At 59.5% G+C, this 12,167-nt stretch carries 14 protein-coding genes; 11 read left to right on the forward strand and 3 right to left on the reverse strand.

Features of this window, described 5'->3' with window-relative positions:
- Positions 1-74: 74 nt before the first annotated feature.
- From PH547_RS12120 to PH547_RS12160, 9 genes are read left to right on the forward strand one after another with little or no spacing between them, the layout of a single operon-like run.
- A complete protein-coding gene (locus PH547_RS12120; protein WP_104824702.1) occupies positions 75-758 on the forward strand; it encodes an MtnX-like HAD-IB family phosphatase in 684 nt (227 codons plus the stop codon).
- A 19-nt stretch (positions 759-777) separates the two neighbouring features.
- A complete protein-coding gene (locus tag PH547_RS12125) occupies positions 778-2,199 on the forward strand; it encodes an aspartate aminotransferase family protein (protein WP_104824701.1) in 1,422 nt (473 codons plus the stop codon).
- A gap of 4 nt (positions 2,200-2,203) precedes the next feature.
- Positions 2,204-3,157, forward strand: a complete 954-nt coding sequence (locus PH547_RS12130) for an arginase family protein (RefSeq protein ID WP_104824700.1) — start codon at positions 2,204-2,206, stop codon at positions 3,155-3,157.
- Positions 3,154-3,507, forward strand: a complete 354-nt coding sequence (locus PH547_RS12135) for a DMT family transporter (protein ID WP_104824699.1) — start codon at positions 3,154-3,156, stop codon at positions 3,505-3,507. The genes PH547_RS12130 and PH547_RS12135 overlap by 4 nt, the downstream gene beginning before the upstream one ends.
- Complete coding sequence (locus PH547_RS12140) at positions 3,504-4,376, forward strand: fatty acid desaturase family protein (protein WP_104824698.1); 873 nt, start codon at positions 3,504-3,506, stop codon at positions 4,374-4,376. The genes PH547_RS12135 and PH547_RS12140 overlap by 4 nt, the downstream gene beginning before the upstream one ends.
- Positions 4,366-5,181, forward strand: coding sequence for an alpha/beta hydrolase (locus tag PH547_RS12145; RefSeq protein WP_104824697.1), 816 nt, complete (start codon positions 4,366-4,368; stop codon positions 5,179-5,181). Before PH547_RS12140 ends, PH547_RS12145 begins: the two co-directional genes overlap by 11 nt.
- Entirely contained in the window at positions 5,162-6,307 is a 1,146-nt protein-coding gene (locus PH547_RS12150) for a peptidogalycan biosysnthesis protein (RefSeq protein WP_285168326.1), read from the forward strand. Before PH547_RS12145 ends, PH547_RS12150 begins: the two co-directional genes overlap by 20 nt.
- Complete coding sequence (locus PH547_RS12155; RefSeq protein ID WP_104824695.1) at positions 6,307-6,735, forward strand: EamA family transporter; 429 nt, start codon at positions 6,307-6,309, stop codon at positions 6,733-6,735. Before PH547_RS12150 ends, PH547_RS12155 begins: the two co-directional genes overlap by 1 nt.
- Positions 6,735-8,069 carry an SAM-dependent methyltransferase gene (locus PH547_RS12160; RefSeq protein ID WP_104824694.1) on the forward strand — a complete coding sequence of 445 codons (1,335 nt, stop codon included), beginning with the start codon at positions 6,735-6,737 and terminating at the stop codon, positions 8,067-8,069. The genes PH547_RS12155 and PH547_RS12160 overlap by 1 nt, the downstream gene beginning before the upstream one ends.
- Here PH547_RS12160 and PH547_RS12165 read toward each other — a convergent pair.
- From PH547_RS12165 to PH547_RS12175, 3 genes are all read right to left on the reverse strand, one after another.
- Positions 8,010-8,849 carry a MipA/OmpV family protein gene (locus PH547_RS12165; RefSeq protein WP_104824693.1) on the reverse strand — a complete coding sequence of 280 codons (840 nt, stop codon included), beginning with the start codon at positions 8,847-8,849 and terminating at the stop codon, positions 8,010-8,012. The genes PH547_RS12160 and PH547_RS12165 overlap by 60 nt on opposite strands.
- Before the next feature lie 175 nt (positions 8,850-9,024).
- Positions 9,025-9,666 carry a DUF1007 family protein gene (locus PH547_RS12170; RefSeq protein WP_104824692.1) on the reverse strand — a complete coding sequence of 214 codons (642 nt, stop codon included), beginning with the start codon at positions 9,664-9,666 and terminating at the stop codon, positions 9,025-9,027.
- Positions 9,667-9,805: 139 nt separating this feature from the next.
- Positions 9,806-10,162, reverse strand: coding sequence for a hypothetical protein (locus tag PH547_RS12175; protein WP_104824691.1), 357 nt, complete (start codon positions 10,160-10,162; stop codon positions 9,806-9,808).
- Positions 10,163-10,391: 229 nt separating this feature from the next.
- Here PH547_RS12175 and PH547_RS12180 point away from each other — a divergent pair, with 229 nt between their 5' ends.
- The gene (locus PH547_RS12180; RefSeq protein ID WP_104825253.1) at positions 10,392-11,663 is read left to right on the forward strand and encodes an MgtC/SapB family protein; all 1,272 of its coding nucleotides are present in this window, start codon (positions 10,392-10,394) and stop codon (positions 11,661-11,663) included.
- 97 nt (positions 11,664-11,760) lie between these two features.
- Positions 11,761-12,045, forward strand: coding sequence for an acylphosphatase (locus PH547_RS12185; protein WP_104824690.1), 285 nt, complete (start codon positions 11,761-11,763; stop codon positions 12,043-12,045).
- Positions 12,046-12,167 lie beyond the last annotated feature (122 nt).

The raw sequence follows: 12,167 nt of genomic DNA on the forward strand, positions 1-12,167 counted from the left end.
ATCATCCTGCCCTCATGCCTGGCTCATCCGTGGTTGCTAAACGCAACTTCAGGATAAGGCGAAAGGGTTTTTTTATGCAGGTGTTTTGCGATTTTGATGGAACCATATCCATCGAAGACGCGACGGATATGGTGTTGTCCCGTTTCGCCGGTTCCGAATGGGAAGACATAGAACAGCAGTGGAAACAGGGGCTGATAGGGTCGGGCGAATGCATGCGCCGGCAGATCGCCCTCGTGCAGGCGAGCCGCAAAGATCTCGAGGCTCTCCTGGACGGGGTGTCCATCGACCCCGGCTTTGAGGGTTTCCTGTCATACTGCAACCGCAGTGATCTGCCCGTGACGATCGTCAGCGATGGGGTCGACTATTTCATTCGCCATATCCTGGCACGTCACGGCATCGGCGACCTCAGAATAGTCGCCAACGTCCTCACCTATCGCTTCGCTCATGGCCGAGACTTGTATTCTCTTTCTCCGTCGCCCACGGCAGCCGGCTGCATGTCCGGTTCAGGCGTCTGCAAATGCCGGGTTGTCAGGGGAACTGAACTGCAGATCTACATCGGCGATGGGCGAAGCGATTTCTGTGTTGCCGACAAGGTCGATCTCGTCTTCGCAAAAGCCAAGCTCGCCGATTACTGCGATGACCGCGGCATTTCCTATGTCGGCTTCGACAATTTCGCCGACCTGCTTCCAAAGATGAAAGCCATTCTTCCCAGTGCCGCACGGGAGCACCGCGCGCTGCTGCATTCCAAGATCGCGTGAACCAGACCGAGAGGCATTAATGAAAACCAATGTAGTCGAAGCCTTCAGTGGCGAGATGCAATCGCCCGTCAAATCTGAGGCGGAGTTGCGCATCCTTGAGGAGGCTTATTGCTCCCATGGCGATACGGTCCACTATACGGCAAAGCCGAAATTCTTCGAGGAATGCGAAGGCTCCTACGTCTACGACCAGTCAGGGACGCCGTTCCTCGATCTGCAGATGTGGTATTCCGCCGTCAATTTCGGCTACCGCAACGAACGCCTGAATGCCGCCGCACACCGGCAGCTCGACCGGCTGCCGCAGGTCGCCTCGCAATATCTGCACCGGGAAAAGGTGGAGCTGGCGGCCATGATCGCCCAGGACGCCGAACGCAAGTTCGGGCGCAAGGGGCGGGTTCATTTCAACGTCGGCGGCTCGCAGGCCGTCGAGGATTCGCTGAAGCTGGTGCGCAACTATACCGGCGGCAAGAGCCTGATGTTCGCCTTCGAGGGCGGTTATCACGGCCGCACCCTCGGCGCCTCGGCCATCACCTCCAGCTACCGCTACCGCCGCCGCTACGGTCATTTCGGGGATCGGGCGCAGTTCATCGAATTTCCCTATCATTTCCGCGGCCCGAAGGGCATGTCGAAGGAAGAGTACGGGCATCACTGCGTTCAGAAGTTCGCCCGTCTGTTCGAGAGCGAATATAACGGCGTTTGGGATCCGAAGGCGGGCAAGTCCGAATATGCCGCCTTCTACATCGAGCCGATCCAAGGCACGGGCGGCTACGTCATTCCGCCGATGAACTTCTTCATCGAACTCAAGAAGGTGCTGGACGAACACGGCATCCTGCTCGTCGTCGACGAAATCCAGATGGGCGTCTACCGCACCGGCAAGCTCTGGTCGATCGAGCATTTCGGCGTTTCCCCCGATGCTCTTGTCTTCGGCAAGGCGATCACCAATGGGCTCAATCCGCTTTCAGGCGTCTGGGCAAGGGAAGAGATGATCAATCCGGAAATCTTCCCGCCCGGTTCGACACATTCCACCTTCGCCAGCAACCCGATGGGGACCGCCGTGGCTCTCGAAACCATGAAGATGTTGGAAGAGGAGGATTTCGGCGCGGCCATCATGGCCAAGGGCGCTTATTTCCTCGATGGGCTGAAACAATTGCAGAAGCGCCATGCCATCGTCGGCGAGGTCGACGGTCTCGGCTTGGCCCTGCGGATGGAGATCTGCAAGGACGACAGCTACACGCCGGACAAGGCGACGATGGACTGGCTTTGCGACGAGGGCATGAAGGGCGACATTCAGGTCGGCTCCAAGATGTACGGCCTCGTGCTGGACGTCGGCGGCTACCACAAGAACGTCATCACCTTCGCGCCGAACCTGCTCATCACCCGCGAGGAGATCGATCTGGCGATTGCCCTGCTCGATCAGCTTCTCACGCGCGCAGCCCGGAGATAGACCGGTGCAACTCCTTCTTCTTCATCTCGATGATGCGTTGGAGTTGCAGCCAGATTTCGTGCGCGCCTGCAAGTTTGCGGGCGCGTGCCAATATGCCGATAAAGGAACCGGCAGGGCGGTGCGGCTCTGGAGCAAGCAGAAGGCGCTTGCCGAACTCGGCCGCAACATCGTCCGGAACACGCCCGCAATCGGCAAGGATCCGCAGCTCTGTTTCATGGGCTCCGGCGACTTTCATCATGTGACGGCGCTGCTTCTCGATGGGGCTCTGGAGCGGCAGTCCATTGCGACGACGCTCATTCATTTCGACAATCATCCGGATTGGGTCACCTTCAATGGCGGGATGCATTGCGGCTCCTGGGTCAACAGCGCGCTGGCCAACCGCCATATCCAAAAGGTCATCACCATCGGCGTTTGCAGTCACGACCTTCGCAGCCCGGAGCGCAAAGGCGCCAATCTGCACTGGCTCGGCGAAGGCAAGCTGGAGCTCTATCCTTATGAACATCCGCCGAGCCGTGTTTTGGCCGAATACGGCAGCGGCGCCAGCTATCGGCAGGAGAAGGGCGCCCTGCACTGGAAATCCATTTCCGAGATCGGCGAGGAAAATTTCATCGACCGGATGCTGAGCCGGATTCGCACCGAAGCGGTCTATCTGACGATCGACAAGGATGTGCTGGTGGCGGATGACGCCGTGACGAACTGGGACCAGGGCCGTATGCGGCTGCCCTACCTGCTGGCGCTGATCAGCGAAATCGGCAACCGCCATCGCATTATCGGCGCAGACGTCATCGGCGACTACTCGGCCCCGAGCTATGCCGGCAGTTTTCAAACCAGGATTTTGAAAAGGGCCGAGGTTTTTATCGACCAGCCGCATATCCGGCCAAGGGCCGAAACGATCAGAAATATCAACAGTGCCGCAAACCACGCGCTGCTGGAGGTCCTGGCGGAGTACATGGCATGAGCGGCAGCCTGACCCTTCCGATGCTCGGCCTGATCCTTTTCTGCGTGCTGGCGGAAACGGCGCGCGAGGTCTGCTTCAAGCAGTCGGCAAGCGAAAACGCATTGCTTTCGGCGCTGACCAAGCCAGTGACATGGCTGGGCATCTTCTTTTGGGCGGTGGAGCTGCTCGCCTGGACCGCCGTGCTCGAGCACGTCCCCCTATCCATCGCCTTTCCGCTGATGGCGCTGAGCTATGTCGTCATCGTCTTCGCCGGGGCCCTGATCTTCAAAGAAAATATCAACCTCCGCCACGCGACGGGTGTGTTCCTCGTGACCGCCGGCGTGGCTTGCGTGGGAGTAACCGGACTATGAAAATCTTTGCGCACACCAGATGGGATGCCGCGCCGGTTCTGGCCGCTGTGGCGCATCTCGCTTTCGACATCTATCTGATCGTCGGTTTCGAAAGCCGGCCGTTATGGCTCTCGGCTGTCCTCGGCTGCCTGTATGCAGTGTCGATCTCGTGGAATATCAACAGCATATCCCATAATTTCATCCACACGCCCTATTTCAAGCCGCGCTGGATGAACTACGCGTTCAGCCTGCTGGAATCGGTCGCGATCGGCTTCTCGCAGACCTATTATCATTGGGTGCATATGCGCCATCACTCCGGCAACAGCGATCGGCCGGACGAAAAGGGCGATACGATCGATCTCTTGTCGATCTATCGCCACGGCCGCAACGGCGAGCCGGAGAATGTGTGGTCCTATACGCTTCTGAGCTTCTTTCGGGACAGTCTCGGCGACATTCACAAGGCTATCGCCCGCACGCGGCCGTTCGATGCAAAATGGGGCCGGTTCGAGCTCTTTTTCTTCCTTGGCCTTGCTGCAATTGCGTTGATCTATGACTGGAAGGCCGTGCTGTTCTTCGTGCCCTTCTATTATTTCGGCAACTGCCTGTCGTCGCTGAACGGCTATTACGAGCATCTGAACGGCGATCCGGACGAGCCGATCGCCTGGGGCGTCAGCAGCCACAAGTCGTTCTACAACTGGCTGTGGTTCGGCAACGGCTATCATGCCGAGCACCATTACCGGCCGCGGACCCATTGGACGAAGCTGAGCACGCTGCACGAGCAGATCAAGGAAGAGCAGGAAAAGGCCGGCACGCATGTCATCAGCACCTGCCACGCCCTTGGCTTCATGGCCAAGGAAAACCGGCAGGCGGAGCTTTCCCATGAAATCTGAGGAATTGAGTTTCTTTCTCGAAGGAAACAACGGCAAAGGCGTGCTCCTCATTCATGGATTAACGGGTGCGCCGGCCGAAATGAAGCTTGTCGCGCGTCAGCTCAACCGCAGAGGGTTCAGCGTCCACGCACCGCTGCTGGCAGGTCACGGCGAGGATGTCAGGGCGTTACGGCTCTCTCATTGGGAAGATTGGCTGAACAGCGTGGTACAGGCGGCGGAATTCATGGCGCGGCGCACGCAGCATATTTTCGCGGCAGGCATCTGTGTGGGCGGCAAGCTGTCGATGCTGGCCGCCAATAGCCGCCCGGATCTCATAAAGGCCGTGGCGATCTATTCGCCCTGCTTCCACTATGACGGCTGGGACGTGCCACGCCACTACACTTTGCTGTCGCCGCATATCGGCTGGCTATCGCGCATTCCCTTCCTCGACCGTCTCAATTTCAAAGAGAATTCATCCCTTGGCATCAAGGACGAGCGTTTGCGCCGCATGGTCGAGGCAATGGCGGGCGAAGGCATGCTAGAAAAATTCCCTGGCCGCGGCATCGTCGAGATGCACCGTTTGGGCAAGACGCTGCGGGGCGTGCTGCCCGACATTCGCGTGCCGACCTTGATCCTGCACGCGGAGGAAGACGATCTCAGCAATCCGAGGCACGCCCGCTACATTTCCGAGCACATTGGCGGCCCGCATGAGCTGAAGTGGATCAAGGACAGCTATCATATGATCCACGTCGATCGTCAGCACCGGCAGGTCGCGGAATTCACCGCCGATTTCTTCGAGGCGAGCCATGCTTCAGCGCTCGCTTAGTCCTTCGCCGACGCCGGCGCGCGATCCGGTCGCCGAGGTGCATTTCAGCATTCGCGCCATCGGCCGCGATGCCTGGAACGCCTGCTTTCATGATCAGGTCGAGGATTATGATTGCCTGCTGGCCATCGAGGAGGCCGGTATCGAAGGCTTCGAATGGCGCTACATCACGGTCGCCGAGGACGGGCGGATCAGCGCCGCAATGCCGGCTTTCCTCTGCCCCTATGCCCTGGACACGACTCTGGAAGAGGGCGCGCTGCGCAGGGGCATACGGTGGGTGCGGCAGCGCTTTGCTGGCTTCCTGACGCTGCGCCTCGCCTGTCTTGGCTCTCCCTGCACGGAAACGGGCGCGGTCGGCTTTCATCCCGATGTGCCGCCGGAACGCCGCAAGGTGTTGTTTGCCGAATTGCTGTCATTCTTCGAACAGCTTGCGGCAACGGAAGATTGCGCGCTGATGGGCCTCAAGGACATTCCCCAGCCGGTTGCCCCCGCGCTAGACGGACCGCTGTCGGCCCGCCGTTACGCCATGATCGGCGGCTTGCCGACCGCCTGGCTCGATATCGACTTTAAGACGATCGACGAATATCTCGCCCGGCTCTCTTCCGGCACGCGCAAGGACATGCGCCGCAAGTTGAAATCCTTTGCGCGGGTCAGGGTCGAGATTCGAACGGATTTCGGCGATTTCCTGCCCGAGGTCATGAGGCTCTACCACGACACACGCAATCGCAGCGAATGGCAGTTCGAGGAACTGACGGCCGGTTACTTCGAGGGAATCCTTTCCCGGATGGACGGTCGCTCTTTCTGCGCCTTCTATTTCGTCGATGACAGGCTTCTTGCTGCCAATCTGATCGTCCATGACGGACGCGCCGCCATCGACAAATTCTTCTGCATGGATGGCGAAGAGGGGCGGCCCTACAATCTTTATTTCCTGAGCTGGTTCACCAATCTGCGCTATTGCCTGGAGCACGGCATAGGCCGTTACCAGAGCGGTCAGGCCTATTATGAAAACAAGATGCGGCTCGGCAGCAAGCTCACCGCCAATGCGATGTTCTTTCGCCACCGCAATCCGGTTCTCCAGAAAATATTGCGGCTGGTTTCGCCGCTGTTTTCGACAGATGAGGCGGGCTGATGATGTCGATGCGCTTATCCTGGCTGGCGGTGCCGGTGTTGAACACGCTGTACCAATTCTTCATCAAGCATGGAGCCGCGCAATTGGACGGTGACGGCGGAGCGGATTGGCTGTGGCAGGCGCTCACGTCGCATTGGATCCTGGCGGCGATCGCCGCCGAGATCCTCTGCTTCTTCATCTGGATGAATGTACTTTCCGAGCTTGATCTGAGCCGGGCCTTCCCCCTTTCCGGCATCAGCTACGTTTTGATCATCGCCACCGGCTGGTTCGTCTTCGGCGAGCCCGTCGTCGGCCTGCAGGTCATTGGCAGCGGATTGATCCTGACGGGCGTCTGGCTGATCGCAAGTGCTGCGGGCGAAACCTCAGACCAAAATGGCTGGGCGCCAAAGCGCGGTTCGCTCAGTACCGACACGGGTAAGGATAAGTGATGTCCCGATTGCAAGCTGAAGACCAAAACAAGGGCGTCAGCATCGCGTCCGGCCTTGCGGACTGGAGCTTGAGACGCGCGCTGTCGCACATCGTAACGCGGGGATCACTGACGGTGACGACCGCAGGCGGCCGCGTCCTGACTTTCGGCGATGCCACTGGTCAGCCGGTGCATGTTCGCTTCACGGACACAAGCGCGCAGTGGGCTTTCCTTGTCGACGCCGACCTGCGGCTCGGCGAACTCTACATGGATGGCCGTTTTCTTGTCGAACGGGGCTCGCTCTACGATTTCGTCGCGATGATGCTGCGGGAGGCGCAGAACAGCACGCATCCGCTCATTGCCCGTGTCATCGATCACATCCGCACGAGGCTGCGGATTTTCCGTCACCGCAATCTGCCGGGGCGTTCCAGGGCGAACGTCGCGCATCACTATGATCTCGACGGGCGGCTCTACGAGCTTTTTCTGGATGCGGACCGGCAATATTCCTGCGCCTACTTCGCCCATCCCGGTCAATCGCTTGAAGAGGCGCAACTAGCGAAGAAAAGGCATCTGGCGGCCAAGCTGTCGATCGAGCCGGACAACAGCATTCTCGACATCGGCTGCGGCTGGGGCGGCCTTGCCCTGCACCTGGCCGAGCAGGCACCGGGCGGCTATGTCCTCGGCGTCACCCTGTCCGAAGAGCAGCACGATTATGCTTCGAAACGGTTGCAGGGCGCCGTGGAGGGATCGAGGGCGGAGGTTCAGTTCGCGCTCAGGGACTACCGCAGCCTGACGGGTCATTTCGACAGGATCGTCTCGGTCGGCATGTTCGAACACGTCGGCCTGTCATCCTATCGGACCTTCTTCCGCAAATGTGCCGAATTGCTCGAGGATGACGGTATCATGGTGCTGCACACTATCGGTTGTTCGGCAACGCCCGGCTTCACCACGCCCTGGCTCGACAAATACATCTTCCCCGGCGGTTACATTCCGGCACTTTCGGAGATCGTGCCGGAGGTCGAGGCAGCGGGATTGACGATCACCGATGTCGAAGTGCTGCGCCTGCACTATGCCTGGACGCTTGCCAACTGGCGCGAGCGTTTCATGGCGCGCTGGGGCGAAGTGGCCGAACTCTATGATGAGCGTTTTTGCCGCATGTGGGAATATTATCTTTCGACGGCGGAAGCTGCGTTCCGCTATGAAGATCTCGTCGTCTTCCAGATCCAGATCAGCAAACACAACGACATCGTTCCGGTCACGCGGGACTACATCGCCCGCAACGAAGCGCAGCAGGCTTCAAAACCGGATATCGAACGTTCTGTTGAGCGTAAAGCCGATGACGTTCTGGTTGGGTGAGCCGATCTGCGAGGTGATCGGGCTGTCGGCTGCATCACTTACGAGGCGGCTATATTTATCATAGACCTGCACGCTCCAGGCGGGCGAGATCGTATAGGTCGCGGCCACCGTGAAACCGACGGATTTCAAGCCGCCGCTGGCGTCAAAGGAGTCGAGTTGGCCGTTCTTCGCTGCCTCGCTCGCGGTGATTCCGAAATTGCTGCGCATATAGGTGGAGTTCGCCAGCGACATGCGCGGACCCGCCGACAGAAGCCAGCTATCTCCAACGGGCTGGAACCAGTCGAGCGACAGATCGGCAACGAGGCCGTCGCCGCCCCACAATGCCTGACGCGTCTCAGCCCGCAGCCGCAACTGATTTTCCATCGGCCAATATTGCGCGAACGCACCGGCGTCAAAATTCCAGTGAACCCTGTGCAGGCCGTTCAGACTGGAATCGTCAAATGCCGAGCGCCCACCTCTCAGGCCGACGACCGGACCGACTTCGATGCCGCCAACCTCGAAGAGGCTATAGTCGATGTTGTCGTCCGGAGCGCTGTAGTCCTGCGTTTCGCCAAGGCGATGAAAGTCGAAGGATGGCATGCCGCTGAAGGAGAGATGCTTCGATCCTTCGTAGGAAGGGCCGTATTCCACCGTGCCGCCAAGCGTAACGATCCAGGTACTCGACGAAGATTTCGCCGCCTCCTGCGCCAGTGCCGGAAGCGCGCCGATTGCGGATGTCGCCAGCAGAGCTATCCCGGCAAGCGCCGAGACGCTGGCGAAAGATGTTTTGACGCTGAACATTCTGCCAACACCCGTCCCTGATCGCCCCACACCGATTTACAGGCAGATCGCCCCCGCGCGCATTCCTAGCACGGCCTGCGGTTCCAAAAATAGAAAAAACTTGAGCAGGGGTGGTGGTTAAGGCTGTTCCGCACCTGCATTTCGACCGGATTGGCTCCTCAGATCGACGGCGATTTCAGCACTGGACCTCCAGCCTCGTCGCTACGAGCTGCGAATAATTCGTTCCCATCGGGTCGTTGAAGAACATACTGGTGAGCGTCGCCTGGTTCTGCGCGATGATCTCGTTGGGATTGGGCCTCACCACCTTGCGCTTGCAGCGGGCAAATGCCTCTCCGGAGGTGGCCATGTCGCTGTCCGCGGCGAAATCGACCGCGGTATAAAGCGTCGTATCGTAAATCCCGAAAATCGTGGTTCCCTTGAGGAAGGTCTTCTGCAGCGGTTTTAGCGAGAAGGTCAGTATCAGGGCGTTGTCCTTATAATCCGCCTGTATCGCCTCGGGCTTCGCCATCGCGACCGCTTTGCCGTTACTGGTGACGTTTGTGTAGTAGTTGTATTGCGCAAGCGAATTCCTGACCGTCTTTCCCACCGCTTTGAGCTCGCCGGCATCCAGCGCCATGTTGCCGTTCTTGTCGAAATCCAGCAGCACCGAGGAGGAAAAGACCTCGTCGAAACGCCAGACATTGCGAAGCTCGGCGATCGAGCCGTCCGGTGCTGCGACCACCTCGAACTTGGCATCGATAAATATATGCGGGTGGGCAAGAGCCGTGACAGGAAGGAGCGACAGCATCGCGATCGGCAGAATCGTCAGTCGTTTCATTCAGGCTCTGTCCGTGATCCGTCGGTGGCTCTGGTGTCGAGGCCTGAACTTCAATTGAGACTGATTTGAGACCCTGACGGGTTCCGGTCACGGATGGCTGGATACGTGCTGAACTCGTGCCGAGATTGAGCTCTCCACTCTATGGACTGTTCCATCTGAAGGCGGCGACAAAGCCTGAGATCAGTACCAGCAGCAGGAGCAGGTGGAATACACGGTCGGCCGTCGTCTGCGGGCCGATGCCGATGGCGATGGTGAATGCGCCGACGAGGGTTGCGAAAAGTGCAAAACTCTGGACCGCAAGAGCCACCGAGCGGGTCCATGCCGGCTGGAAGAGGCACGCGAAGATCCCGCAAGCCAGAACCGCCGCAATCAACCCCTCGGCTGTCGCGGCCCGCGCATGCGCATAGCCATCAAGGAGTATGCCGGAGTGGACGAGCGAGGCGGCAGCAAAGAGCGTGACTTCGAAGATGAGAAGAGGTTTCGCCCAAGAGATCATGATCCGGGTCCATCACTGTCCATTGCGCAAAGATCGTATCGAACAAGAACCTGAAACAACGCGCTTGGTTTCCCTCAATGTCTTCGTTTGTTTCCATGGCTCAAAAATGCAGCCGGACTTTGTCGGATCGATGCGGTTCACCTTAGCGCGACGGTGCCCATAAACACGCGGTTTTTCCTGAAAGGCGAAGGTGGATTGCGCGCGGGCGCAAGAGGCATATCGTTATGTCATGGAGCACAGCGAAATCTTTCAACGCCTCGGTGTGGCGCTTGCCATTGGCCTGCTTGTCGGCATCGAGCGGGGCTGGCAGGAGCGCGACGTTCGGGCAGGCGGCAGAACGGCAGGCATCCGCACGTTCGGCCTCACCGGTTTCCTGGGCGGAATAGCCGGCGTACTGCAGTCCATGATTGGCCCATTGCTGCCGGCGACGATCGCCGTCTTGCTCGGCCTCATCTATATCGCAGGCAAGTGGCAGGAAACGAAAGAGGATGAAGATTACAGCATCACCTCGGTCGTCGCCGCTCTCGTCGTTTTCGGGCTGGGCGTTCTGGCTGCCGTCGGCGACGTTGTGACTGCGGCCGCCGGTGGCGTTGTCACGACGGCAATTCTTGCCGCGCGCCAGAGTCTGCACGGCTTTCTTAGGGGACTGACCTGGCCGGAACTGCGTTCGGCGCTCGTGTTGCTGGCAATGACCATGGTCGCACTGCCGCTACTGCCAGATAAGGCGCTCGATCCCTGGGGAGCGCTCAACCCTTTCTCTCTCTGGCTGCTGACCATTACCATCGCCGCCCTTTCCTTTGCGGGCTATGTCGCCATCAAGCTGACCGGCACGAGCCGCGGCATCCTGCTCGCCGGCGCCGCGGGAGGGCTGGTCTCCTCGACGGCGCTGACGCTTTCCTTCGCCCGTCATTCGAAGGAGGCGCCGCAGGGCTCGGCACATCTGGCCGCTGGGGCTGCTATTGCCGGCGCCTTGTCCTTCGCCCGCGTCTTGGTGATCGGCAGCGCCCTTTCCTTCAACTTGCTTCTGCCGCTGGCGTCTGGCCTGGTGCCGGCGATTATAGGCTTCCTGACTGCCGGCTTCCTCTGGGTCTGGCGCTCCGGCTCCGCAACGGAGGTTCCGGAAATCAAGCTGAAGAACCCGTTCGAATTGCGCATGGTGTTCTCGTTCGCCGCATTGCTCGGGCTGATCAGTCTGATATCGAAAATGACCATCGACTATATCGGCGCATCCGCCCTTTTCGTCGTGGCCGCAATTTCCGGACTGGTGGACGTGGACGCCGTCACGCTTTCAACCGCACGGCTCGTGGGGTCTGCGATCGACGTCAAGACAGCTGCCGACGTCATCCTCATTGCTGTCGTCGTCAATGTCGTGACAAAGGCGGTCCTGGCCTTCTCGTCCGGCACGCGCGAATATGGCATGGCCCTGGCGCAAGCGTCGGCCATTGCGATCGTCACGGGCGCTGTCGCCTATTTCGCGCTGTGCAGCTTCATGCCCGATTGATGCGATCGGCCAGACCCGTTTGCCGTGGGAATCAGTCATCCCTTGCGCGCCGCTTTACAGCTTGGCATTCTAATGGTGTTGCCAGATGGGTGTGGCTATGTCCGATGATTATGAGGCTACCCTGGTACGGATAACCGGCAGGGTACAGGGTGTCAGTTTCCGTGTCTGGACCCGCAACGAGGCGTCAAGGCTCGGTTTGACAGGCTGGGTCCGCAACGAATCGGATGGGTCCGTCCTCGCTTTGATCGCCGGACCTGATGCCGCGATTTCGACCATGATCGAGCGTTTCTGGCACGGGCCTGCCGGCGCATCGGTTTCCAGCGTGGAGAAGCAACCGACCACTCTCGCCGAGATGCCGACCGGGTTTCGCATCACCGGCTAGCCGCATCCGCAACGGCAAACTTGCGGAGTTCTCACGGCTTCAAATGCGCCGATGCCTGTCGGCACTCCTCAGCGACAGGCCTTGCGGCAAACGCAAAATGGCCTCGAGCGGCCATTATAACC

This window comes from Rhizobium cerradonense (assembly GCF_030182455.1).
Classification (GTDB): domain Bacteria; phylum Pseudomonadota; class Alphaproteobacteria; order Rhizobiales; family Rhizobiaceae; genus Rhizobium.

Excerpts from the sequence above, each read along its gene's own strand:
- PH547_RS12120 (WP_104824702.1), top strand. The coding sequence starts at position 75 with ATGCAGGTGTTTTGCGATTTTGATGGAACCATATCCATCGAAGACGCG.
- PH547_RS12125 (WP_104824701.1), top strand. The coding sequence starts at position 778 with ATGAAAACCAATGTAGTCGAAGCCTTCAGTGGCGAGATGCAATCGCCC.
- PH547_RS12135 (WP_104824699.1), top strand. The coding sequence starts at position 3,154 with ATGAGCGGCAGCCTGACCCTTCCGATGCTCGGCCTGATCCTTTTCTGC.
- PH547_RS12140 (WP_104824698.1), top strand. The coding sequence starts at position 3,504 with ATGAAAATCTTTGCGCACACCAGATGGGATGCCGCGCCGGTTCTGGCC.
- PH547_RS12145 (WP_104824697.1), top strand. The coding sequence starts at position 4,366 with ATGAAATCTGAGGAATTGAGTTTCTTTCTCGAAGGAAACAACGGCAAA.
- PH547_RS12150 (WP_285168326.1), top strand. The coding sequence starts at position 5,162 with ATGCTTCAGCGCTCGCTTAGTCCTTCGCCGACGCCGGCGCGCGATCCG.
- PH547_RS12155 (WP_104824695.1), top strand. The coding sequence starts at position 6,307 with ATGATGTCGATGCGCTTATCCTGGCTGGCGGTGCCGGTGTTGAACACG.
- PH547_RS12160 (WP_104824694.1), top strand. The coding sequence starts at position 6,735 with ATGTCCCGATTGCAAGCTGAAGACCAAAACAAGGGCGTCAGCATCGCG.
- PH547_RS12165 (WP_104824693.1), bottom strand. The coding sequence starts at position 8,849 with ATGTTCAGCGTCAAAACATCTTTCGCCAGCGTCTCGGCGCTTGCCGGG.
- PH547_RS12170 (WP_104824692.1), bottom strand. The coding sequence starts at position 9,666 with ATGAAACGACTGACGATTCTGCCGATCGCGATGCTGTCGCTCCTTCCT.
- PH547_RS12175 (WP_104824691.1), bottom strand. The coding sequence starts at position 10,162 with ATGATCTCTTGGGCGAAACCTCTTCTCATCTTCGAAGTCACGCTCTTT.
- PH547_RS12180 (WP_104825253.1), top strand. The coding sequence starts at position 10,392 with ATGGAGCACAGCGAAATCTTTCAACGCCTCGGTGTGGCGCTTGCCATT.
- PH547_RS12185 (WP_104824690.1), top strand. The coding sequence starts at position 11,761 with ATGTCCGATGATTATGAGGCTACCCTGGTACGGATAACCGGCAGGGTA.